Below are 25584 nucleotides of genomic sequence, written 5' to 3'. Positions count from 1 at the left end.
TAATTCACTATCGTCTAATAGAAGTCACCATACATGCCCATCAACTTAAGAAAAAGAAATGCCCCCAAAACGAAAAAATGAGCGGCTTCTCAGAATAGCTATCTGTAGAGAAAGAAAATTTTAATTTAGGGGGATATGAAAGTATTAGCTTGAGGGTGATGTGGTGCTCCCCCATCGCTATCAAGCTAATATTCTGAAGTACGCCCAAAATGGGAATTTTATATTTCTATGGTTAATTAGATCTTAGTTATTTTAGGAATCCTAAATTTCCTCAGTCCAATTTAGAAGTTCTTTTCAAAAAATAGGGTTCTTAAGATACTTATCTTAAGAACCCTATTTTTTGATTTAGCATGGAAAGTATAATCTTTTCTAATTCAGCTTTATTTAAAACATCCTCAATAATTACAACTTGATAGGCATTGTCCTTTCCTTTTGCAGGAACAATCATTTTCATCCCCTTTATATTCCTTCCAGTCATCTTAGCAAAGGTGAACTTTACACCTTCCAGTTCATAATTTTCTATCTTGTCATTGTCATTAATCATAAATAAAATGGATCTTCTCCTGGTTCTATAGTGATAGTTTTTTCCTTTTTCTAAAATAGCGGATTGATAAATAAATTTTCTTAAAATTAAAGAAATTGAGCGCGAAAGCAATGAAAATAAACTATTCTTTTCATAGAAATATATAGAAAGTTCGACAATCCTAATTATAAAAATTCACTCCTTTATCATTGACAGAAAATTCAAATTCATTATATAATTTTGGTATTACCAATGTCTTGAACATGTATTACCATAAAATAAAGGAGACGATGACTTGAAAGAAAAGGAACGCACCTCAGATAAAATTGTGAATGAATTAATTAAATCCATATTGGCCGGTGTTTATTCTATAGGAAGCACTTTACCGCCGGAAAGAGAGCTTGCGAAAGAATTTGGTGTTGGTCGCCCAACTATTCGTGAGGCGCTTCAACGTTTAGGAAGAAGTGGATGGATAACAGGGAGAAAAGGAATGCCATCGATCATTAATGATTATTGGAGCAATGGTAATCTAACGACACTTATTAATATTGTTGAGAATCATCATACCATTACAGATGAATTTATTATGTATTTATTAGAATTTAGAAGTTCGTTGACTCCGACTTATATTCGTAATGCTGTTACGTTTAATCAACCTAAAGTGGTTGCTCTCCTTGCTAATCTTGAGCAACTTGAAGATAGTGCAGAAAGCTATGCAGCATTTGATTGGGATTTGCAAAAAAGGTGTGCTGGGCTTGCTGCCAATCCAATCTTTCTACTCATTTTAAATAGCTTTGATTCCATTTATGTAGATATGGCAAAAAGGTATTTTTCTGTAAAAGATCATCGTGAGTTATCCTTCAACTATTATCACGACTTATTAAAAGCTGCATTAAAGGGAGATGCGATTGAAGCAGAAAGATTGTGTAAGACAACATTGGAGAAAAGCTTGGCTCTTTGGAAAGATAGAAAAAAATAAAGAAAGCTGGAGGCGTGATAAATGAAACTAAAATATTTTAAAGAATATTTTTCCTATCCTGATATTTTGATTATGAGCTGTCTTTTCCTCACTAGCTTTGGATTTATGATTTTACATTTAACCTCTATCGGAATTTGGGGTGCTTTTATTTTGGGAATGATTATGTATTCCTTAGCTGAGTACGCTACTCACAGATTTATTTTTCATCTAAAGCCACCAAAGAATGCATTTTTATTAAAAACGCTTAAGCGCCTACATTATGACCATCATACAAATCCGAATGAATTACATTTATTATTTTTACCCTTATGGTATAGTGTGCCAAACATTGCAATTTCAGGAACGATTTTTTATTTTCTTTCATCCAGCTTTGTCATGACAAACGCATTTATTGCAGGTATTATGCTCTTTTTATTATTTTATGAGTGGAAGCATTATATCGCGCATCGCCCCATTCAACCAATATCACCATGGGGGCGATGGATGAAAAAAGTTCATTTATGGCATCACTTCAAAAATGAAAATTACTGGTATGGTGTTACGAATCCAGCCTATGATTTTCTCATGGGAACCTTTAAAGACCAAAAAGATGTTGCCCAAAGTAAAACTGCTAAAAACCTAGAGAAACGTGGTGACCAGAAAATAGAATTATAAAAATAATCTATTGTCATCATCCTGGAAATGTTGAATGAATTTTGCAGATTCGACATTTCTCAGGGAGTGGCAGGCATTTTTTCCTATTGAGTAGTACGCATGGTAATAGATTGCGTAAGGATCTTTTGAAAGTTTGTTCTGATCATTTACGAATTTATGTTCTTTTTAGAGGTATTTGTTGGAATGTCTATTAATCAATGAAAGATGAAAAATGAATGTGAAAATAAAAAAGAACTCTTTCATCTGTTGAGGAGTTCTTTTCATATAAATTACGATTGGGGTACCGTCACATCACCATCAAGCTAAGAAATGCAAATACCCCAAAACGAAAAATAAGCTGCCTTCTGTCAAAAATACACGAAATTTTTAGCTTGAGGTGTTATAAAATTTTTAAGTTGATAGGTAGGGTCAATACCCCATCGCCATCACCTTAAGAATTCAGAATTACCCCAAGACGAAAAAATGAGCGTTTTTGTTACAAGTTAACACAAAATTTCGTTCTGGGGGTACTATAAAATTTAAGGTTCATAGCGATGTGACGGTACTCCTATTAAAGACATTTCTCCTTCTAAAGTAGACAGTACTTGCAATCTTAGTACGAATCACAGTTGAATTCATGTTACTTAATCGTACCCATTCCGGAAATTTTAATGTTAACCTTGACGTTTACATCGCCTTTTGCTAATTCGTTATTCCATTTATTTTGGACTTTTTTCCATTCTGGATATGTGTAAGTTCTTGCATATCTCCCAAGCCCAATAGGATCAATATTGGCAGTTTGTATTTTCTTTATTAATTGTTTGAAATCAGCTTCCAGCTTAGTTTCGATCGCCTTTTGTAATTTTGCTGCATCCTTTCTTGTATTGAACGAAAAAAGCCGTTCTGTAATGCCGACCCTCATCTTTATATCTGTATTAAATATAAACTTATTATCATATCTTACCTTTGTCTTTACTTTAATATTATATGCAGTAAAACTTATCCAATCTTTATCCTGGCTATTAGACTTTAGTTTAATTGCAATTGTAAATGGAAAATCGCCTGCAGTTCTTTGTTGCAGAATGCGTAATAATTTATTTTCATCGTATTTTAGTGTTAATTTATACCGTCCTTTTTCATCTAGCAAAGCTGTACCTGTCACAAATATTTTTTTCGTTTTTTTCATCTCAGTCATATTTGCTGTTAACCCTTTGTCTGCTATTTGTTCATGTAGTTCTTGAAGATTTGTTTTTACTGTTATATTTCTTAAAGAGGCGGTATCAACTAGTTTTGTTAAATATAGAGGAAGACGCGGCTTATCTTTTGGATTGTAATAGATGACGTCTGAAACAGGTCCATCTACAGCAACAACCCTTGTGGTAACTGTATTTTTGGGATCTCGGTAAAATGGATCGAGATATTTCATCCAATTTTTTTGTTTCAGTAACCGTTTTCCAACTAAAATAACCTGTGTTTTGCTTCCCGAGGTAAGTGCCATAACAGTAGCATCAAATTGGTCTCTAGATTTTCGAACCGTAGCAGATTTTACAACAGTAGTTTCTTCTTTTACTTTTGCTTCTTTATTAAAAACAGGGCTTGATATATACACTAATAAATTATCATTACGATCTAAATCAATACCAAGAACAAGAGTAAGAGAAACGTCTTCAACATTTGTTTGATCAAAGCATCCAGTCATCATGAATACCGATAACAAAATACAACACAGTACTTTTCTTTTCAATGTATCCTCCCCTGGCGAAATTTCTCATATAGACAGCAGTACAGCCATAAAATGATAGGTAATATATAGGTTAATCCTAATCCAGCATTCGATAATACCTGTTGCCAAATTTCGGCTTCATTCCAACTAGGATGAGTCCAAAATATGAATCCGATAATGAGCAATAAGAGAATAACTACATGAGGGCTATGGTCTTGTTTTCCAAGTAATTGGCTTGAACAAAATACAGCGCAATATATGGTGGGAATCCATGCTGTGGAAACAACGGGTAAGTAAAGAGCCAATAAAATCATGTCAAAACGTTCTAAAAAACGAAACTCAATTACTTTCAGTAAATTTAGTACTGGTTGGTTAAATTGCGTAATGCTATCAGGGCTAAAATAGGCAAAGCAAACAAAAGTAGCAAATAAATAAAATAACATCGTTAAAGTATTTGCAATAACCATTCCATGGACTGCATACTGTTTTTTTTGTAAAAAGGGATATAAAAAGAACGCAATATCAAATCCTAAATAAGCAAAAATAGTGGTCGGTACAGCTGTAAATATAGGTTTCCACCCATCTTTTAAGAGAGGAAAGAATGGCATCCAACTTCCGTTCTCTTTAAGAGGTATCAAAAAAAATAACGGAATCCAAAGCATCGTATAAAAAGTAAGTTCGGAGTACCGCCCTATAATACGAGGGCCGTTACGTGCGACAAGAAAGGTAGGAATCGAAAACAAAAAGATAACGAGATAGTCAGGCGTTTTTGGAAGAAGCCATCCCTTAAGATAAAGCATAGCGTTCACAAGAACTACACAAGAATAAAAAGCGAAGTACATCATGTAAATAACAACGAATGCTTTCCCTACTATTTTTCCAAACAATCGTATAAGAATATCATAAATCGTATCCTCAGGATATCTTGCAGCTGTTTTCACTATAAACACACCTGATATTGTGGAGAAAATCCAACCAATCAATATAGCTATCCATCCATCTGTTCCAGCCTTTTCTGCAAGCACACGTGGAAGCGATAAAACGCCAGTGGCCACCTGCATTCCATTGATTAAAACAATATACTGCATAAGAGAGATTTCATTATAAGCATACTTTTTCATAATTTCACCTTTTATTATGATTCTTTCCTTGTCGAATAGATTGAATGGCTCTTTTTCCCTTAGGACGTCTTCTTATTGCCCATAAAGGAAAGCGTACAAAAGCATCTTTCATATCTGCAAAGCGAAACGGTGCTAATGGCATTCCATAAGGGGTACCTAGCGATTCAAGGCTGATTAGATGTCCAATTAATGTCATCCATCCGATAACAAGTCCAACAATTCCAAATAAGGCAGCTGCTAGCATCATCGGAAAACGTAAAAATCTTACTGCCGCTCCCATATCATAATTAGGGATAACAAAAGAAGAGATGGCGGTAACAGCAACAACAATAATCATAATATTGCTTACAATTCCCGCTTGAACAGCCGCTTGTCCAATAACAATACCACCTACAATTCCAACTGTCTGACCGATCGGAGTAGGTATCCGTAAAGCCCCTTCTCTCATCGTTTCCAATGTTATTTCCATAAGTAATGCTTCCATAACTGGAGAAAAGGGTACGCGCGTTCTTGATTCTGCAATAGATAAATACAGCTCTACAGGAATAACTTCAAAATTAAAGGAAATAAACGCAACATAACTCGCAGGTAAAAATAAAGCAATCATAAAGGCGATAAAACGAAGCACCCGAATAGACGAAGCAACTAACCACCTTGTACCGTAATCATCCACTCCTTGAAAAAAGGAAATAAAATTTGTTGGAGTAATTAACACATTAGGCGAATGATCCATTACAGTTACAAATCTGCCCTGTAAAATGTGAGATACTGCCAAATCAGGTCTTTCAGTTAATATAAATTGCGGAAACGGTGAGTAAGGGTTATCTTCAATGAATTCTATAAGTTCGCCATTACTAGCAACAGCGTCGACTGTAATATTTTGAATTCGTGTTTCTAATTCCTTCAGCACATTTTCAGAAGCTACATCTTTCAAATATAAAATAGAAATTCTGGTTTTGCTTCGTACACCAATTGCCATTTCTTTTATCGTTAATTCTCGATAAGGAATATACCTTCGAATCATTGCGATATTTTGACTTCCAGTTTCTATGAATGCTTGATGTGCACCTTTTAGAGCTATTTCGTTATGAGCGTCTTCAACACTCCTTTGTGGCCATCCTTTTGTATCCAGTTGATGTGCTGTTGTTCGACTGTGAATTAATAAAACACTATCTCCCCCAAAAATAGCATTTTCAATCTGACTCAATGTATTAATAATCTTAATTTGTCCTAATGGAATTGGAAGTTCTGTATTGGTATTAAAGTCACTATTCATCAAAGGACTTAGAACATGATTTTGAATCAATTCTTTATCTGTTAATCCAGATAAATATACTAAAGCTGCTTCTAATCCATCTACTGTTATTTGAAACCGCCGAATTACTAAATCAGGCGCTTGACGAAATATATTCTGAATATTAGCTATGTTTTTGGTTAAATCAGCGTCTAAGAGGGCGTCTTCAATATTTTTTTCCTGAAAATGAGTATTGTCTCGTATTGGAAATGACTTAGGATTATCTCTATATTTTAAACGCCTCAAAAATTTAGCCATGATTCTCTCACTTTCTATGTACTTTTTATAATATGTTTAGTATGCATATATTAAGAAAAAATATCCTACTAACTAGAGAGGTAACATTAGAATTATTTCTATAAATTTTCGGGTGCATATTTCATAAAAATCAAGTTCAAAAATAGTCCTTTAAGTTGATGGATGTGTGATACTACCAAGCTAGTAAAACTAAATTTCCTTAAAATGAAAAAATACGCTATTCTTTCTGTAGAATCATAGGAAAGGATGGCGTACTTGCACTTGAAAAGCCTGTGACATTTGTAAAGATCGGAGTGAAATAACTAAATGCTGCAAACGTACCACCAATAATGAACATACTTGTTACGTACGCTGCCCAAAGATGGATATTCTTAAATCGCAGAAGTTCGTCTTTCCAATTTAATTGCTCTTTATTTGAAGATGATGGTAACAACCGTTGAATCATAATCCCTGATACTAGCACAAGAACCGAAACTGCCCCAAAACTAATACGCCAGCCAAAATATTGCGAAATAACGGTTGTTATAGGTAAACCTAATACAGTTGAGAACATTAAACCTGCAAGTACAATTGATGCAGCTTTTCCCCTTGAATCAGAGTGAACCAATGTTGCAGAAAAGGAAATCGCAACTCCAAAAGCTGAAGCAATACCAGTTATAATACGTGAAATCATCATAATATTATAGTTCCAAGCAATAGCTCCGAGCGATTGACCAATTAAAAATACGAACATTAAAAACAATAATGCTTGTTTGCTGCGCATCCGTAAGAGGATTGCAGTTAAAATGGGGCCTCCTATTACCATTGCTCCTGCATAAGCTGAAATTAAATACCAATAGATGATACAGAAACCTGGAATGCAAGAGCAAGTTCATTCATCATACCTGCAACCATAAATTCTGATGTAGTCATACAAAAGATTGCTAAAGCTAATAAATAATCGATGGCATAAAAACACTCCTTATTCATAATTGTAATGATTGGTACAAAAATAATGCGAAAAAAGAGCGCACTAAGCGCCACAAATAGACTCTACTGTTCCTTTGATAACTTGTTCAGACTGAAACAAGGATCGTTTCATATCTAGTAATTTACTTGATTAGCTTGATGGGTATGGAGTAGTGCCCCTATAAACAAAACCCTCCAGAAACATCTATAATCTGCCCCGTTACCCAGCGGCTATCAGAATAAGCAAGGAATGCTACTGCATCTGCAATATCTTCAACTTGCCCTATTCGTCCAAACACAGATGAATTCGTAGCAAAATTTCGTATTTCCGGATTGTCTAGCAATTTCACATTCATATCAGTCTTCGTATATCCAGGCATAATTGTATTCACTGTTATACCTCTTTCTCCAAGATGTTTAGCTAGAGGAAGTGTCATCGTATTGAGTGCACCTTTACTTAAACCGTATGCAATGGATCCTGTAAAACCAAGTCTTACTTCAGCTGATGAAATGTTAATAACGCGCCCCTCTGCTCGTAGTAACGGTAATGTTTGCTGAATTAAAAAGAATGGCGCCTTAATATTTACGGCCATAATTTCATCAAAAAATTCTTCTGTCGTATTTTCAATCGTTCCTTGTGTACCTATCCCTGCATTGTTTACTAAAATATCAATCTCTGATGTACCAACTCTTATTTGTAATTCATTTTTTAATTGTTCTACTAGCTTTTTGACACCATCCATTGAATTGAACTCAGCTTCAATTAAGAACGCTTTTCCTCCATTAGATTCAATCTCACTAATCGTTTCATCTGCAGCTGTTTTATTTCGGCCGTAGTGAATCGCAACTAATGCACCATCTTTCGCCAATCTCATTGCAATGGCACGGCCAATGCCGCGACTCGCTCCTGTTACTAACGCTACTTTCCCATCAAGATTCTTCATTTTTTCCATCCTTCCTAAATTTCCGTTTGATAAAAACCTATACTTATATTTTCATGCAAACACCAATCATTTTAAATATAGATTTATAGGTAATTTAGTTCATTCACTTATGATATTATAGTTATAATTTGTGATTCACTAAAAAAAACAAAATAAGGAGGCTACACAATGCAAAACGCAGTAAAACTGGATGAAATTGACCATAAAATTATGAACTTGTTGTATGAAAATGCAAGAATTTCTGTTTCAGAAATAGGACGGATTATATCCATGACACAGCCTGCTGTAAAGGAACGTATGAATAAACTTGAAGATCAAGGAGTTATCGCAGCTTACCGAACAAAATTTGAGCCTTCCAAAATTAATAAAAACATTCAAGCATTCATCATGTTTAAAACGAGCCAATGCTCTGATTTTATCCAATATTGTAATGCCGCTCCTGAAGTAACAGATTTATACCGAATTAGCGGGGAATTTAATTATATGATGAAGGTCATGAGCGATTCGATGGATTCTCTCGCTACATTTTTAGACTCGTTAATGCAATTCGGATTATCATCTCCTTTAATTGTTTTAAAGAGTGAGTTTGAGGAGAAATTGTCGTTCTGATAAAGGGATACGTATTATCTCCCGCTAACAGTAAAAGTTTTTCCTTTATGAGAAAAACCAACAAAATCAATGATTAGTAAACAAAAAAGAACATTGATATTTCAATGTTCTTTTTTTATATCTCTACTTATTAATTAGATTGCTATTCGAAAAGAGCACCTTAATCCCCTTATCCCTGATTCCTCTGCGCCTCTCTAAACTCTTCCTTCACCTTCTCTAACAACCCTTCTTCCGTAATTAATCGATACGCCGTATTTGCTAATGCTTTTGCCGATGTAATTAACGCTTTGTCTCCTAATTCTGAACGGGCTGCTTCTCTAAATTCATTCGTATGCGCAATTAAGTCATCTGGACCTATTTTAATGTACGGGTGAATGGTCGGTACGACTTGGCTGACGTTTCCGGCGTCGGTTGAGCCGATGCCGATTCTTTCTTTACGATTTACTTCTTCACCTAGTAGTTCTAGTTCTTCCGCTACGATGTCGTTATATGTTTTTGTTACGAGTAGTTCATCGATTTCATTTTGGAATTGATGAATTTTTACTTTTGCACCTGTTGCTAACGCTGCTCCTTGTGCTATATTTCTTACTTTTTCTGTTACTTCCGCACATCTTTTTCGCGTAGCTGCACGGATGAAGAACCTTGCTGCGGCGTAGTCAGGAATAATGTTAGGTGCTTTTCCGCCTTCTGTAATGACGCCATGAATTTTCACGTCTGAAGGAAGTTGTTGGCGAAGTGCATTAATACTATTGTAAAGCTGAATCACCGCATCTAATGCGTTAATCCCTTCTTCAGGTGAAGCTGCGGCATGAGCTGTTTTTCCGTAAAAATGAAAATCAAGTGGATCGACTGCTAGTGAAGGGCTCGTCGTCGCTGTCTTTCCGCTCGGATGAATCATAAGCGCCGCATCAATGTTTTTAAATAACCCAGCTTTTACATAACTCGACTTTGCGCTACCATTAGGCCCGCCCTCTTCTGCTGGTGTTCCAAACACGACAACTTCTCCGCCGATTTCTTCAAGCGTTTCTGATAATGCGATTGCTGCTGCAACGCTAATTGTGCCAATTAAATTATGACCACACGCATGACCGAGTCCTGGTAAAGCATCATATTCCGCTAAAAATGCGATAACTGGTCCTTGTTTTCCTGAACTTTTTCGTGCGATAAAACCTGTTTCATGCCCAGCTATATTATGCTGCAGCTGAAAACCAGCACTACCTAGTAATAAACTTAACGTTCTTGATGCATAAAATTCTTGATTACCAATCTCTGGATTCGCATGAATATCATGACTTGTTTTTATGTACTTTTCCTTATTTCTTTCTATGCTCTCTTCAATTGTTTTTCTTTGTGACGTTACTCCTGTCGCTCCCATTTTTCTTCCTCCTTTTATTTTCACGTAAAAAAGCCTCTTTCTAAAAGATAGAAAGAGGCTTCTGTATATACAGTCAAAATGAGCTTCTTTCTTATCTTTCAAGTTACCTTGCTGGAATTGGCACAGTATTCGTAAAGAATCCGCTGCCGAGGTGTCATAGGGCCAGTCCCTCAACCTCTCGTGATAAGAATTTTCATAAAATTGTATTAAATTATTTTCATTCTAAGTTCATTCCAAGTAAAAGTCAAGGAATTCCTATCCGAATTTACCGAATATCTAAAAATCCTTTTAATACACCAATTGTCTCAGGTGCTTGTAGTCTTGCACATATGTACGGAAATTCCGTACTACCTTCAAACATCATTTGAGATGTGAGAGGTGCCCCTGCCCAAAAGATTTCATCATCGATTAATACAAATGGGAATGCTTTATTTTGTCTTTGTAACTTTATGTTTTTTAATGGAACTGGTCCATCACTATAAACCGTTATTTGTGCATTTGTACGCATTAACGCTTGCCATACTCGTTTATCTACTTGCTTCGTACTTGGAAGTGAAATAATGATTTTTCGTTTTGCGGCTAAAATATCTTTTAATAGCCCTTTCGTTTCCTCCAGATTCATTTCCATAAACCAGCGTAATCGTTTCGATATTTTCCGCTCCCATAATTGTCTGGATGTCGTGCGATCATACACATCCCCGTGACGTTCTATATGAGCTGTTAATTGTGATAACGCTTGTTTTCTAGAAAGATTTTTACGCATATAATGGCAATCCGATAATTGAATGAACTTCCCTCTCGCTCTCGTTACTGCTACATTGACGAGGCGATGGTTTTTATGGTCAAAGAATAACACACCAGGTCGTTCTTGTGGATAACTATCAACTGTATCAAAGATCATCATATCTCTTTCAGAACCTTGAAACTTATGAACTGTCGCCGCTAATACTGGTATGTTTTGATATTTCGTTCTCTGCAACATTTCCCTGATACATGTTGATAAAAAGCGTGACTGCGCCCTGTAAGGCGTAACCACACCGATAGATTGCACACCATCTAGCAGTCCGATTAACATCATTTGCATCGCTACTAAACCAGACATAATATTAAAACGAGAACCCGAAGCAGCATCTTTTAACGAAAATGCTCCCATTAAACTCGTATCAAATAAAACACTCGCCTCATTTGCGAACGGCTGTAACTGTGCCAGTTCTTTACGCTCTGAAACAGACGGATGATCGTATACTCTATTTTTATAAATAAATGAATTCGTAAACTTCGATATGTCCGCATGCATACGTCTTTGTTCCTGCAACATAAAAAGGTTGGGATGTGCTTCTGATTTATTTACAGAATCAACAATGCCGGCATGATAAAACATATCTTCGCCGAGCCATTTGCGAACGAGTTCATGGTTCGCCATCGCAATCGGAGGTAACTGTAAAAAGTCACCACAAACGACGATACGTTTTCCGAGTGAAGCAGCTAATGCGATTTGCGGAACGAACGCCATACTCACTTCATCTACGACAACTAAATCAAATGTACGCTCATAAATAAGTGAATCAATTGCACATTTTGATAAAGTCGCACCAATTACTTTCGCATTTTCAATATATTCTTTTTCTACTTCTTTAATTTTCGCTTTTTGCTTTCGAAGATCACTTTCAATCTCTTGTATACGCTTCTTATCAGCAGATGTTGCTTTATACGATAAAATTTTTTCACGAAGTTCTTGGCGTGTTTCTTCTAAGTAGAGTCTTTCCTCACCCCATGATCCGTTCGTCGTTTCAACTAACTTCGACGCAAGTAACGTTTCATGATTTCGTATATGTTCATGTTGACTATAACCGTAACGAACAATTTCGCCAGGCGTCCATTTCTTTTTCTTTTCAATTTGCTTCGTTACTTCACTCATTAATACGTCCACTGCCGCATTACTATGAGCTAACACAAGTACCGATTTTCCTTTTTGGTAATGAGCCGAAATAATACGTGATAAATTGTACGACTTCCCTGTTCCAGGCGGTCCCCATACGTACGTTGTCGGATTGTAAAATGAACGATACGCCAATTCATTTTTCGGATTTTTCATCTTCTCAATATGTTTCGGACTGCTCGTCCCATCAACAAGACGCTTTATACGATTACGTTTTAGCTTATCTTTATGTGCCTCTTTCAATCGCTCTTGCAGTTGCTCTAACAATTGCCACGGTTCACTATATAAAACCGCTTCTCTTATTTCACCTTGTATATAATCATTTAATTTCAGTTCTATTTCTAATCCATGTACAGATAATACTTCCCCTGTCGCTTCCTCACCATCGAACTCAATTCGAATTGGTGAACCTTCAGGTAAGCTTACTTCCGAAATAAGCTGAAATACATACACTGTATTTTCATAATCTGTATATAAAAAACGACCGTTCATAATAGAAATTTTACTACCACCTATCGTTTTCCAATGTTTAATTTCATATGCTAATGCATAATGCCACTCTTTCATCGTTTCCGATAATGAAGGAGTTTGAGTAGGTGTATTCATCGTATAATCTCCTTCCTTCTCCCCAAACATACTTTCTCACTATACCATATAACACGCTAAAATTTGTAAGGTTTTTATCTTGATTATTTTCTTAATTTTCAATATCATTTTACATATAAAATTTTCAGAAAGAAGGAATCTACATGCCAGTTAGAAGAATAGAACACGTTGGACTTATGGTTGCAAACTTAGAAACATCTATTACTTTTTATGAAAAAGTAGTCGGCTTACAGCTCATTAAACGTATGGGGCACCCGAATCCAGATTTAAAACTCGCCTTTTTAGGTGTGGAAGAATCGAAGGAAACGATACTGGAACTCATCGAAGGTTATAACTCTTCTCTTCCAGCAGAAGGAAAAGTCCATCATATTTGCTTTAAAGTGGATTCATTAGAAGATGAAATTGAAAGAATTCAAAAACACAGCGTAACATTTTTACTAGGAGAAGAAATCGAAACATTACCAGATGGAACACGTTACATATTCTTCGCTGGCCCTGATGGGGAGTGGATTGAGTTTTTTGAGACGGAGAGATAGAAAAGGAAAAGGAGCCGGAATTCTGTCTCCTTTTTTCCCAAGTGCAGAAACGGTTTGAACACCATTAACTTTCACCCTGAAAATTCACCAAAATTAAGAAAAAATCGTTTTGTTAGGAGTATAGAGAATGATCAATGCTGTTTACATTCTTATTTTTTGGGTGCTTATACTATTTCCAACCCTTTATATAATAAAGATAAAGAAGTGGACTATAAAAGCAACTGCCTTATTTCTTGGAAGAATCCTATTAAGCATTGTCTATTTCATAAATGGAATGGTGTTAGGTATAATTAAGAGTTCCGGCAATGAAAAGTGCTAAATCTGCAAATGGGAGTTAATTATATATTTTCATAAGACACTCTTCCCCTCTATTCATATAGTATCGGCGGTTGTATATTATTTCTTACTAATTACACAGAAATCATCTTCATATTGTTTATTTTTACAAGCACCATACTGTCGTAACAAACGGTAAAACCTCTCTTTTTCACATGTATGTTAGTACCATAAATGATTTTTTTATTTAGAATGTGCTTATTACTAGTTTGGTTTTCGTATAAATAAATCCTATTTATCCTCCCTCTTTTGTGCTTCTCTATATTTGTATCCTACATAATAAAAATTTCTTTTTTCTTATGCATTTCTTACAATTTCCTTACGTTCAAATCACTTCTATAATTAGGTAGGTTTTATTTTAAAATCTCCAGGATAATAAATGCTTATATAATCCCACGATTTCATAGAAGATGGATTAATAACCCTGCGCCAAATCATCATGCACATCTCTGATATTTCCTTGGATTCCCCCCCTCAACCTTTACAACAGTTCCAAACGGCATCAACACTTCTTCACGTTCTTATAACTAGTAATAACTAATCAACTCCTTACCTGAAAATAAATTAATATAGAAAAAGAGAGATAAGGTTAAAATACCTTTATCTCTCCTTTTCTCTCACAAATTTTGCGAAGGATTTTTTTGTTTTTGGGTTCATCTGTTTTCTTAGCTTGATGGGCATGAGACGTTAAGGAAAAGCAGACTGAAAGAATTAAAGGAGAAGAAATTATTTCAATAAATTTTCTTTAAAGTACTTTTACGTCACTTTCACAAATGTAAGAACTCTCATATATTACACTTCATACATCCTTTTCCAAGGAACAATATACCGATACACAAATCCCTATTTATATAGGGATTTTTTTGTGCAAGTCCCCTCACCATCAATTCAATAATTTAAAAAAGAGGGGATTATCCCCCTCCTTTTACGCTTGCTCCGACTGTCGAAATTATTTAATATACCCACGATTCAGTTCCGTTAACTTTTCATTGATGTTAAAAATTCTTACTCTAATATCTTTAACACCAACTGCTTCAAGTCTGTTCTTGTGCATTTCAGCGTATTTTTCAGCATCTTGTTTTTCCTCAAATACATAAATGCCTCCAGCTTCTTTTGTTTCTTCATTCTCAGTCCATATTTTCCAGTGGAATCCTTCTTCTTCGTTAATACTATTTGCTAAATCCCAAAATGCTTCTTCCATTTCTTCACCAAAAGGACCTTCAAACGGAAAATCAACTTGTAATAAATACGCCATTTTCACTCACTCCTATTTTTAATATAAAATTCATCAGGAATTCCTTTGTATAAAAATCCTTCCCATTCTTTTACTGATTATGATTCGAATGATAGTAATGTCTAAATTCGTATTGCTATTATTATTCAAGCATTAATTTGAGAATCCCCCTATTTGTAAAAAAACTACAAAATGTTAGCAACTTGAACGCATACAGTTTAACGGCTTCAGGTTATGTTTAAAAAATATGATAACAACTTATTCCTATACTAAGGACAAACAAAACAAGTGCAGGTATCGCTTTCTTAAAGGAATCTCTCGCTAATACAATAAGAGTTAATGCAGCTGCAAGCATCGTACCGCCTAACAATAATCCTGCTAATAAAGCTACTATTGGAATCCAAATTCCTATCAACATTCCAATTGCTCCTACAATCTCAAAAGCTCCAGTTAAGAAATTAAAAAACGAAGGTAAACCAAATCGTTTGAACTCCTCTGCCATTTTCCCAGATATAATTTTCGTACCTGTCATTAAAAAGAACACAAACAACAAAACTTTTACAATATTGATGAAAATTAAAATAGTAATCACACCTTTCTTATTATTTGATCAAAACTCAGTATTGTTCAGGTAGTAGTCACTACCTATACCCTATTTCCTGAGATTGATCATAGGGAAATTGCTTCAATATTTAAAGGGGTAAAAATTATATGCTATAGCATATATAATACATAAAACAAAGTTTGTTCCTTATGAATAGCATAGTATTAATAAGGAACAAGTATTAATAGCGTGTATCATACAATTTGTTTAATAATGATTGTAATACTTTAATCTCTTCCTCGCTCAAATTACTCGTAACGAAATGGTGAGCGTCTGTCACTACAGGCAAGATGGTTTTCTTTAACTCGTCACCTTTTTCAGTTAAAAAAAGGTTATGTGAACGCCTATCTTGGTCATTCAAAGCCTTCTTTACAATCCCTTTTCTCTCCATTGACTGTATCATTCTTACGACAGTAGTTTGATCTTTATCAATAGCTTCTGCTAACTCTTTTTGAGTAGTGCCCCTTTGGCTACAAAGAACACTAATAATTCCCCACTGCTCTGGTGTAACTCCATAAGGCTTTAATTTCTTAGTAAAATAATTAGTCATTTTCACATCAGTACGATGAACAAGATAGCCTATTAAATCATGTAAGTTCATGGATCACCTCTATAAATTAAGATATAAAAGGATATAGCATACCAGTCAATTATTCACAGTGAATGTATTTGTTTCACTATTTATATGCTATGACATATATATTAAATTAGGTCATTTTAATTGTCAAATGAATTACCTATTGTTTTCAAAGTCAAAATCTATTCCATACATTCCTCCGGTGTGATTTCTGCTGACTATTTCTTCTCCATTCTACAGAAGTTCCGTAGATCTCCCAGCTTAATATGACCACAGTAATTTTTAGCGCTTCATCCTCTTTCTTTTTATGATGTTCTTATAACATTTTATAAAATTTGATATCTACAGGCAGCCACACATTTTCCACCGACGAATCTTTCTTGTCCGCCGATAATTCTTGCAAACTGTTGACAAATTGATTCCTCATTAATCGCCATACCTTTCATCATCACCCCTTTTACTGTTAGGTTATGAATGAATACATAGGTCTGAAATGGTAATGAATCTATGCTATTATAAAAAAGATGATGGGAATCTAACGAAATCTATTAGCTCAATTATTCTTGATCATTTGTATTGTTACCAGAGTTTAAATGGTGCAGAATTTTTATTTTATCCCGCAGTAACGGGCAGTAACGCTCCCACCTCAAAATTTAGTGAAAACAAAGAAGTTAGGTGGGGTCGGGCTGCCCGTAACAGCCCGATTGGTGAGGGCTAATAATCAGTGAGAGATAAACACCCCACTGATTAAACTTTCACTTTATGAGGTGTTTTTCCTTTTATGCTTGCTGGGCGACTGAAGATAAAACTCGGCTATTATATGTTAAGATATTTTTAGAGGGCATAAAAAAACACCCTAAGGTGCCATCCTCTGACTTGAGAATCATATCTATGTATGGAAAAAATCAGAAAAGACAAATACAAAAGAGAAGCTTCTAACTATAATTTATAGAGTTCTTATGGCATTAATTACTTACATACATATTTCATTATTTACCGGAAGAAGAATCCCCGTTATATTACTTTCTAATCAGTCTCGTTAAAGCCATCCCAAGAAATCCAGTACCCATTCCTATTAGCCATCCAGTTTGAGTACTTCCTAACATAGATCCCACTCCTCCACCAAGAAACATGCAGCCAACGAATACTAATCCTCCAATTCCCCAATTCGGCCTTTCCATAATTCAAACACACCCTTTCAATAAAACATATGCTATTAGCTACCTAAACTTTCTTGCATAGGATATGTTAATTATTTCTCTAGAGAGGGTATAGTTATTTAGCTTAAGTTTAGCAACTTTCAGGAAATTCAAAAGACGCGGAGATTGACCGATTTGAAGGGATTACAGGAGAAGAATTTTTTGTATTATAATAACTTAATGGTTGTGGAACAAATTCTTCTTCAACTAACCAGCTAATAAAAATCTGGAGGTTTTCCACAATCGAAGCTCATCGCCATCAAGTTAACATACCTCACCCAGTTCTTATTGTTGCAAGATAAGCAGCATATAATCAATTAAAATAATGTAACAGCCGACATTAGCAGCAAAATTATTAAGAAAAGACATTCCAAATATGGAACGCCTTCTTTTTTATAAAATCATTCACTTAAATCTATTCCAAAAAATTCTAATTAATAAAGTCAAACATTTAACGAAAGAAATTTGTTACTTGCATAACGCTCTTCTAACTTTTTTTGCGAAAATTAGTGGATCATCAACGTCTTCGATATTAACGTAAATCAAATTCGGATCATCACATAACCATTCATTGTGTATAGACGAAACAATTATACCTTGTTTAATAATTGTAGCAACAAATTCAGTAACTTCCTTTTGCAAGAGTGCTACTCGGCCTAGACATAATGCCCGTCCAGTTTTATGATCTCTTGATTCAAATGAGAAGGAAGTTGTTACTCTAAAACGTTTTCCTAAGATTGTTGCTCGTATTTCCTCCCGATTTATTGTTGCTACACATTTTCCACCGGCGAATCCTTCTTGTCCACCGATAATTCTGGCAAACTGTCGACAAATTGATTCCTCATTACTCGCCATATTTTCAATCATCCCCCTTTTACTGTTAGGTTATGAATTCATACATAAGTCTGAAACGGTAATGAATCTATTCGGTTACAAAAAGATAATGGCACTCTAATAAAATCTGTTAGCCCAAGTATTCTTGGTTATATGAATTATTACTAGATTGTAAATGATGGGAGTTTTACTACCCGCAAATAGCGGGATGAATTTCCAAAAGTAAAACCCCAGAAATCCAAAGGTCTCTGGGGCTTCATTATATATTTAGCTCTTTTTGCTTTTTATTTTGTTTATGTCTATAAAGCAATTTTCGACTTATGAGAGAAATCAGTAATAAGATCAGTACTAGTACGAAAAGTTGCATATATGATAAATTAAAATATTTAGCACCCGTAACAAGTAAAAGTGTAGAAATCGTACCTTTTACAATGAAAAAAATAATAATCCATAATCCGCCTTTTTTCCAGTTCATTTTTACTTACCCTTTCCTACGTTTAAATTCATAAAAAAATTAGTGATAGTTCTTGAAAGTGACATTTTAATTGAAATCTATTACATTAATAAAAAAGTAGACTTTTTTTCACAAAAATCATATCCAATTACATGGGACGATTCCATAATAAATGCAAATGATATTCATTGTCAATTTTATTCAACATTTTTAATTCCGATCGTCTACATTGTTCTTTCAGATAGTGACATTTCTTTTTTGTTTCTACAACCGTGACACATCTTTGCAGAAGGAAATCACTTATCTATTTTCACAAGCTGTTTGCCTTGTTCTTGTAGCTTATACGCTAATTATACTTCATTACATTGCTTGGAAATATTAAAAATCACAAGAAAAAGAAGCTAACAATAAATTGTTAACTTCTCAGCTTAAGGAAAAATAGTATCTTTCCTTATTTTTTAATATCTAGGTTGTGATTTAATATTGGTAAGATGAGCATCAAACATATCAATGATTTCAAGAAATCTATCCGCTTCACGAAATACATGATCTGCTAATAATGGATGAATGATACTCTTTACTTTACATTGCTCAATTAAATCACGTGCCGTTTTCTTAAAATCCCGAAGAGATGTGACTGACACACGATTTTGATCTAAAAATTGATCTAAAAGAGGAACTGTTTGAGATTGTGGTTTCATAGATTCTAAGTCAATTGCTTGATACATTAATTCATCAAAATCATTGCTAAAATTCCGTGCTGTATCTACAAGCTTTCTTTCCGATGGATCAAGAAGATGACCAATAAATTTAGCATGGTCTGCCATAATCCTTAAAAAGAAAACATTTTCTTTAATAATAGCATCCGGAAGGGCATCTAATTTACCTTCATTTAATTCAATTAAACGTTTTCTAAAATAATCAGCTTCCCTACTTGTATGGTCAACTAACAGTGGAAAATTATTTTGCCCTGGCAATTTACACGTGAGAATTAATCCTAAAATTTTTCTTTTAAATCCCCAAATATTAGTTGCAGCTTGTTGTACTTCTGAATTAAATCTTTTTATTTGCTCAGGATCTGTTTCATTTGTATAGGAATACGCTATTTGTTCGATATGTTCAAACAATCGATAAAATTGATTAGCTTCTTCGATTAGTTGGGTATCCTCACATCTAAACCCCAATCGAAGAAAAAAAGAATGCTCCTTCATGATTCTAGACCAAAAACGAATTTCATTTAATGATCGTTCAACAAACATGACAGACGTAACACCCGTATCAGGATGTAATGAGGTCTCATCCCTATTCATTCTTAATCCCCCCAGTAAATACTAAGCTAGTTCTATTCTTATGAGTAAAAAAATATATAAATGCCATCAATAAAAATTCATGATGATATTGAGCAAGTCCTTTTGGAAATAAAGAAAAGATACCATCAGATGCCTTTCTCTGAATTGATAACCACATGTTATGTTTAAAATGTACCTAGATAACAGTTCCCCCCGCACACGAGAAGTACATAGTATACATAATAAAAAAGAAGCAGAAAATCACTCACGATTTTCTGCTTCTTTTTTTAATTTAAGTTCTTCATACATACATCGCTTCACGCAAGATTGCTATTTTCTAGTACACAATAACTGGATCATACGTGTTCAAATTATCATACACAGTTTTTGCAACATTAGGAAGAAGGTTAACACACCCACCTGATCCCCCTGTTAAATAGGCATTATTCGCCCAATTTGTTCGCCAGCCAGCATCATGGAATCCTTGACCGCTATTTGTGAATGGTACCCAGTAATCTACTTTAACTGCATAATCAGCTTTACCTACTGCGCTTCCTTTCAACGTGTATGGTGTTCGTTTATACAGAACGTACCACACACCTGGTGATGTATCTTCACTCGTGCTATGTTTACCAGTTACTACATTTGTTGTGACTGCTAATTTGCCATCTTTATAAATCCAGATTTGTTGATCTGCAATTGAAACTTCCGCATACGTGTCTCCAATACCGTTATTCGCTGTTGTTTCATAACCGATACCTTCCTTCTCCCAACCATTTCCGTGAATATTAGAAGCAGATAGCGATTTTTCACCCTTTTCAAAAGCTTGTTGAACTTGTTTTGTTTCTTTTTCAACATCTAGTGCCCAGCCGTAGCCTTGTCCTTTTACTGATATAACCGAACCGGAATGGGTTTTAAAGCTGAAATTTTTATTTAATGTTGATTTAGCATTATTAATTTCAGTAATCTTTTTCTTAATGTCACTCGCATCGATTGTCACTTTCATATCCTTTGACATAGAGGCATTTTGAATTAAATCTTTCGCTTTTAAAGGATACACTTCATTCTGTACTTTATATTCAACGGACTGCCCAAGAAGATTCTGTAGTGCTTGCTCCTCTTTTTTGATAATTGGATCGTCTTCTTTAATAGGCTGTATGTATGTAGACTTCAGATGAATTTCGCTTTTATATTTCTGCTTGTCGTAATCTTTCAATAGACTAGTAACGTCATACTGTTTTCCATCAACGCTCTTCGAAATAACAATTTTTCCTTGTTCAAGCTTCGCCATAGCATCTTGAGGTGCTTTTAATTCTTTATTCATAGAAACGAGCTTTTCTTCTACAAGTTTTTTCATCGTTTCACTACGATACTGATCCGCCTTTTTCGGTAGCACTGAATAATTTTTTTCCTTTGAGGAAGGGAAAAATGTCCACTGGCTTTTTAATAGCTTCTTAACTTGAGGCAAATCTTTTTCCGTAAGTTCTGTTTTTGTCTCTTTTTCATCTAAAATTTGTTGTTGATCGACATAAACTTTATTTGCTAGTCCAGATGTTTTTAATTTCTGTATTGCCTGATCAGCACTCATACCACCAACTTTGGTGTCATTAATCGTAACATTCGAATTGAAGTGAGTTACCTGATAATAACTCACTCCCCCAACGAGAAGCGCAATTATACCAACACCCGCTGCGATAAATTTCCAATTTGGAAAACGTTTTCTTGATCTTACTCGTTTTTTATGAACTTCTTCAACTGATTCATTTACTGTATTGTTGTTCATCAATTTTTCCCCCATAGACATTAACGTCAATCGATTTTAAACCAAAACCATTGACTAGTGTACCTTATTTTTCCTGAAATTTCATTATTTTTGACAAGATTTTATCGCATTTATTTAATCAAACTTAGTTTTTTAATAGAACGGCCCTACTCTATGTGTAACACTCTAATTTAGTTTCATATGAGATTTTTTCTTTTTCTACAATATCAGTCCAGCTTATTAAAAAATAGAAAAATCCCGTATTCCATAAAAAATACGGGATTTTTATCAATACGTTTATTTTGTAAAGTAACACTTAGTCGAAAGAAGTTCATTCGTTACATATTACTTATCTAATTAAGGATAATTTATATTCCAGTCCAAACATCTTTCCCGTATCGTCCTTCATGTTGCAAATAATCCAACCAATTCCTTGCTTCTTGTTCACTAACTTCATGAATTTCTTCATATGCTTGACAAAGGGTATCTTCTACATCCGGAGCCATTTTACTTCCATCACCACATATATAAAGATGAGCTCCATTATCTAATAACGAAATTAAATTGATTCTATCTTGTTTTATTAAATGCTGTACATATGTTTTTGGATGTCCCTCTAGACGAGAAAAAGCTGTGTGTAAAGAGATTAATCCATCTCTTTCATCATTTTCTAGTTCTGTACGATAAAGATAATCTTTTTCAGGATGACGACAACCAAAATATAGATGCGCTTGTCCTAAGTTAATACCTTTTTGCTTTTGAACACGACGCGCTTGTAAGAATCCACGGAATGGTGCAATTCCAGTACCTGGCCCCACCATGATAATTGGTGTTTCTGGATTTTCAGGCAATTGAAAGTTTGATTGTGGCGTTCGAATGAAACAGATAATTTCATCTTTATTATGACGCTGAGCTAAATAATTAGAAGCGACTCCTTCATATGTCCCTTCCCCACTCCATGCAGGTGCATTAACAACACCAACCGTAATGCTCAGACGATCCTGTGCAACGAGTGGCGAGCTTGAAATAGAATAGTAACGCGGTTTGAGTGCAGGAAGAAGTTCTAAAAATCGTTCAAATCGGATTTCACAAGCCTCATACTTTTCAAGAAGATCCAACATTGAAATACGTTTCTTTAATATTCTTTCATGATAAACTCCTTCTTCCAATAATGATTCCAATTCCTTTTTATGAGGAGGGCATGCTGTGAATGTCACCATTTCTCGTATTTGTGCTCGAGTGGCTGCTTCTTGCACTTCGACACTATAACTAATAAGGTCAAACAAACTAACAGGACTGTCTAAAGGTATGTGATTTACACTGCGCCCACTTGCGCTCAGTATGACTTGATCCTTCCCATTTAATCCAAAGCGTTTTAAAATTCGGTTAACATTTTTCTCGCTATTAATTGGCAGCACTCCAAGGTGGTCTCCTTCTTGATACGTAGCCCCTTCTGGCAAGGATACCTCGATATGCCGCGTATTCCTATCACTGCTGGATGATTGGAGTTCACGATTTTCTAGTATAGATGCATAAACTGCTTCATATGTTCGGGCAAGAGGAGATCCTCCAAGACGACTAACAAATTGCAGACTCAAAGTACTGCGCTCTTTTTCCATATTTTTGTTAAGTTCTAGTCCAAATGCCCTCATCGCATCAGACCACATGCTTTGTTTCCATTGCTCGAGTTGTTCCTCAAAATCACCACTTGCATCTGCTTCTCCGCGTGTAGAAAATCTTGTTGCTCCTTTTTGAGCCATTTGCTCATCAATGTATCTTGGAATCCGCTGATAAGTACTAGCCCAATTGTGATCTCCACAACCAAAAACTGCGTATTGAACACCTTTTAGCTCATCCGGTTTTAATTCCTCCAACCACTGCACAAACTGCCCTGCATTACTTGGCGGCTTTCCATTATAAGAAGAAGTCACAATAAGAACTGCTCCTTCTTTTGGCAGACTTCCAATTCGCTCGTTAAGAGCTACCACTTCCGTTTGAACACCTTCTAAACTAGCTGTATCTGCTAGTTCTCTTGCAATACCTTCTGCTACCCCTGTATCCGAGCCATACAGAACAAGCAGCGAAAGATTATCAGCTCCAATAATAGAAGGAGTCTTCTGAACTTGCTGCTTGATTTCATGGTCTTTCTGCTTCTCTTCTATAGGTGCAAGGACAGTAGGATGGCTGATCGTTTGATTTCGGGCAAGGATCCTAATCTTAAAATCACCGGGCTTTAGCGTTAATGTTTGTTTTACGTCCAGCTGATAGTTTTGATAATCGATTAATTCAAAATGTTGAAGAAGCATTCCCATTACGAGAGTGGCTTCATGAAGTGCAAACTGCATACCGATACATGCTCGTTGACCATTTCCAAATGGCTTATAAGCATGATGAGGAACCTTATCCGGCTCTTCAAATCGTTCAGGTTGGAATTCTTCCACATTGTCTCCCCATGCGTCTTTATCCCTATGTAGCTGTGGAATAAGAACAGAAATACGATCTTCTCCTTTCTTAATTGGATATTTCCCACCAATTACTGTATCTTCTTTTGCATAGAGACTGAATGCTGGAGCAGTAGGCCATAGACGTAGCGATTCATTTAAAATCATCCGTATGTACTTAAGTTTCATAACTTGTTGATATGTTGGAGTAGGATCTGTCAATACCCGATCTACTTCTTCATAGGCTTTTTTCAACTTATCCGGATTCTTTAATAAAAAATAGATTGCAAAAGATAACAATCCACTTGTTGTCTCATGCCCAGCTATTAAAAAAGTGATAATTTGAAAACGAATATTTTCATCATCTAATTTTTCACCAGTTTCCGGATCCTGCACATTTAACATACGGGCAAGTAAATCATTTTCTTCTTGATTTCCATTACTTTTACGTTCAGCAATAATATTATCTACTAAAGAAAACATGGATTGGATATCATGCTGAAATTGACGTTTCGTTCTCCACATGAGTTTGTCTTCTATATCCAGTCGCTGTAATTGGTGCATCGCTTCATCTAGAGCACGGCTCATGCTAGTGATAAAAGGATGAGAGGTCTCACGATAAAAGCTATTAAATCGGTAATTAAAACCACATAGACCAATTGTATCCAATGTAAGGCGGGTCATATCCTCCGGAACATCTACGTTTTCATTCGGATTCAGTCTTGCCCATTTTTGAACGAGTTGTACAGCAATATCAACCATCATGCCATGATAATCTTTCATTGCCCGTTGGCTGAATGTAGGCATCAAAATATTATGAGCTTTTTTCCAGTTAGGCTCGTCAGTCTCACTTGTAAATAACCCGTCCCCAGCAAAGGCGCGAACTTTTGCTAAAGCACCATCTATACTTTTATCGAACCGTGTTTCGTCACAGACTTCTGCTACCAGTTCATGTCCAGAAACGACAATGATGGTATCACTTAAAGTTTGAATTTGAAAAATAGGACCATACTCTTCCGCTATCTTGATAAAAGATAAGGTCGGTTTATCTTTGTCGATTAATGGGAGATTCCCCAGCGGTCCATATGTTTTCGGCTGAGGAATGGCAGATACTTTTTTATCCATTAAAAACACCCTTTCAAAAAGCATGAAATAAAGTGAAACTTTAATCAGCCCTCACCAATCGGGCTTTTACGGGCAGCCCGACCCCCACCTAACTTCTTTGCTTCCGCTGAATTTTGAGGTGGGGGTCTTACTGCCCGGCAAATAGCGGGATAAAATATCCCATTCAATAAAGAGAAGATAGCAAGTAATCGCCTGGGATAAAGATATGTAATTGATTACCTTATTTTATCTTTTCCCTAAC

The 25584-nt window shown here is 35.3% G+C and carries 20 protein-coding genes, 3 pseudogenes and 1 riboswitch; of the genes and pseudogenes, 4 read left to right on the top strand and 19 right to left on the bottom strand.

Annotated features, from left to right (window positions below; genetic code table 11):
- Positions 1-319: 319 nt before the first annotated feature.
- A complete protein-coding gene (locus A6J74_RS29005; protein WP_000606437.1) occupies positions 320-544 on the bottom strand; it encodes a hypothetical protein in 225 nt (74 codons plus the stop codon).
- Positions 545-818: 274 nt separating this feature from the next.
- Between A6J74_RS29005 and A6J74_RS29000 the strand changes: the two genes are divergently transcribed.
- Both A6J74_RS29000 and A6J74_RS28995 read left to right on the top strand, forming a co-directional pair.
- On the top strand, positions 819-1502 hold the full coding sequence (locus A6J74_RS29000; protein WP_000659655.1) for a GntR family transcriptional regulator: 684 nt from the start codon (positions 819-821) through the stop codon (positions 1500-1502).
- 21 nt (positions 1503-1523) lie between these two features.
- Positions 1524-2156 carry a sterol desaturase family protein gene (locus A6J74_RS28995; protein WP_000770120.1) on the top strand — a complete coding sequence of 211 codons (633 nt, stop codon included), beginning with the start codon at positions 1524-1526 and terminating at the stop codon, positions 2154-2156.
- A 619-nt stretch (positions 2157-2775) separates the two neighbouring features.
- Here A6J74_RS28995 and A6J74_RS28990 read toward each other — a convergent pair.
- The 5 genes and pseudogenes from A6J74_RS28990 to A6J74_RS28970 form a co-directional block, all read right to left on the bottom strand.
- Positions 2776-3879: a Ger(x)C family spore germination protein gene (locus A6J74_RS28990; RefSeq protein ID WP_000824425.1), complete on the bottom strand. Its 1104-nt coding sequence runs from the start codon at positions 3877-3879 to the stop codon at positions 2776-2778.
- Positions 3876-4979, bottom strand: coding sequence for a GerAB/ArcD/ProY family transporter (locus tag A6J74_RS28985; protein WP_000759652.1), 1104 nt, complete (start codon positions 4977-4979; stop codon positions 3876-3878). Before A6J74_RS28985 ends, A6J74_RS28990 begins: the two co-directional genes overlap by 4 nt.
- Before the next feature lie 4 nt (positions 4980-4983).
- Positions 4984-6531 carry a spore germination protein gene (locus A6J74_RS28980; RefSeq protein WP_001051404.1) on the bottom strand — a complete coding sequence of 516 codons (1548 nt, stop codon included), beginning with the start codon at positions 6529-6531 and terminating at the stop codon, positions 4984-4986.
- 247 nt (positions 6532-6778) lie between these two features.
- Positions 6779-7500: pseudogene (locus A6J74_RS28975) on the bottom strand (MFS transporter); the annotation flags it as partial.
- A gap of 158 nt (positions 7501-7658) precedes the next feature.
- Positions 7659-8423, bottom strand: a complete 765-nt coding sequence (locus tag A6J74_RS28970; RefSeq protein WP_000792647.1) for an SDR family oxidoreductase — start codon at positions 8421-8423, stop codon at positions 7659-7661.
- 168 nt (positions 8424-8591) lie between these two features.
- On the opposite strand from A6J74_RS28970, the gene A6J74_RS28965 reads away from it, so the two are divergent.
- Positions 8592-9032: an Lrp/AsnC family transcriptional regulator gene (locus A6J74_RS28965; RefSeq protein WP_001178574.1), complete on the top strand. Its 441-nt coding sequence runs from the start codon at positions 8592-8594 to the stop codon at positions 9030-9032.
- Between the two features lie 169 nt (positions 9033-9201).
- Here A6J74_RS28965 and A6J74_RS28960 read toward each other — a convergent pair whose 3' ends face one another.
- Positions 9202-10407, bottom strand: coding sequence for a M20 family metallopeptidase (locus tag A6J74_RS28960; protein WP_000501381.1), 1206 nt, complete (start codon positions 10405-10407; stop codon positions 9202-9204).
- A gap of 88 nt (positions 10408-10495) precedes the next feature.
- A riboswitch (SAM riboswitch) is annotated at positions 10496-10597 on the bottom strand.
- A 75-nt stretch (positions 10598-10672) separates the two neighbouring features.
- On the bottom strand, positions 10673-12982 hold the full coding sequence (locus tag A6J74_RS28955) for an AAA domain-containing protein (RefSeq protein WP_002048553.1): 2310 nt from the start codon (positions 12980-12982) through the stop codon (positions 10673-10675).
- A 113-nt stretch (positions 12983-13095) separates the two neighbouring features.
- Between A6J74_RS28955 and A6J74_RS28950 the strand changes: the two genes are divergently transcribed.
- Complete coding sequence (locus A6J74_RS28950; protein WP_001145292.1) at positions 13096-13488, top strand: VOC family protein; 393 nt, start codon at positions 13096-13098, stop codon at positions 13486-13488.
- Between the two features lie 1285 nt (positions 13489-14773).
- Here A6J74_RS28950 and A6J74_RS28935 read toward each other — a convergent pair.
- From A6J74_RS28935 to cypD, 11 genes and pseudogenes are all read right to left on the bottom strand, one after another.
- On the bottom strand, positions 14774-15079 hold the full coding sequence (locus tag A6J74_RS28935) for a monooxygenase (protein ID WP_000323747.1): 306 nt from the start codon (positions 15077-15079) through the stop codon (positions 14774-14776).
- Between the two features lie 217 nt (positions 15080-15296).
- Positions 15297-15647 (bottom strand): DoxX family protein, encoded by a 351-nt coding sequence (locus A6J74_RS28930; RefSeq protein WP_044810070.1) that lies wholly within the window; start codon positions 15645-15647, stop codon positions 15297-15299.
- 196 nt (positions 15648-15843) lie between these two features.
- A complete protein-coding gene (locus A6J74_RS28925) occupies positions 15844-16263 on the bottom strand; it encodes a MarR family winged helix-turn-helix transcriptional regulator (RefSeq protein ID WP_001048562.1) in 420 nt (139 codons plus the stop codon).
- A 326-nt stretch (positions 16264-16589) separates the two neighbouring features.
- Positions 16590-16715 (bottom strand): annotated as a pseudogene (locus tag A6J74_RS28920) (DUF1259 domain-containing protein); the annotation flags it as partial.
- Between the two features lie 543 nt (positions 16716-17258).
- Positions 17259-17420 carry a hypothetical protein gene (locus tag A6J74_RS30165; protein WP_000441014.1) on the bottom strand — a complete coding sequence of 54 codons (162 nt, stop codon included), beginning with the start codon at positions 17418-17420 and terminating at the stop codon, positions 17259-17261.
- 486 nt (positions 17421-17906) lie between these two features.
- Positions 17907-18293, bottom strand: coding sequence for a DUF1259 domain-containing protein (locus A6J74_RS28910; protein ID WP_000157863.1), 387 nt, complete (start codon positions 18291-18293; stop codon positions 17907-17909).
- A 238-nt stretch (positions 18294-18531) separates the two neighbouring features.
- Positions 18532-18747, bottom strand: a complete 216-nt coding sequence (locus tag A6J74_RS28905) for a hypothetical protein (protein ID WP_001104095.1) — start codon at positions 18745-18747, stop codon at positions 18532-18534.
- 209 nt (positions 18748-18956) lie between these two features.
- Positions 18957-19076: pseudogene (locus tag A6J74_RS28900) on the bottom strand (zinc ribbon domain-containing protein); the annotation flags it as partial.
- A gap of 108 nt (positions 19077-19184) precedes the next feature.
- Positions 19185-20036 carry a DUF2935 domain-containing protein gene (locus A6J74_RS28895; protein ID WP_001078037.1) on the bottom strand — a complete coding sequence of 284 codons (852 nt, stop codon included), beginning with the start codon at positions 20034-20036 and terminating at the stop codon, positions 19185-19187.
- Positions 20037-20352: 316 nt separating this feature from the next.
- Positions 20353-21798, bottom strand: a complete 1446-nt coding sequence (locus tag A6J74_RS28890; protein ID WP_001064111.1) for a L,D-transpeptidase family protein — start codon at positions 21796-21798, stop codon at positions 20353-20355.
- Between the two features lie 347 nt (positions 21799-22145).
- Entirely contained in the window at positions 22146-25343 is a 3198-nt protein-coding gene (gene cypD / locus A6J74_RS28885; protein WP_000359053.1) for a bifunctional P-450/NADPH--P450 reductase, read from the bottom strand.
- Positions 25344-25584 lie beyond the last annotated feature (241 nt).

The sequence above is a fragment of the Bacillus sp. FDAARGOS_235 genome, from assembly GCF_002073415.2.
GTDB lineage: Bacteria > Bacillota > Bacilli > Bacillales > Bacillaceae_G > Bacillus_A > Bacillus_A toyonensis.
This window is presented reverse-complemented; position numbering and strand designations above follow the sequence as displayed.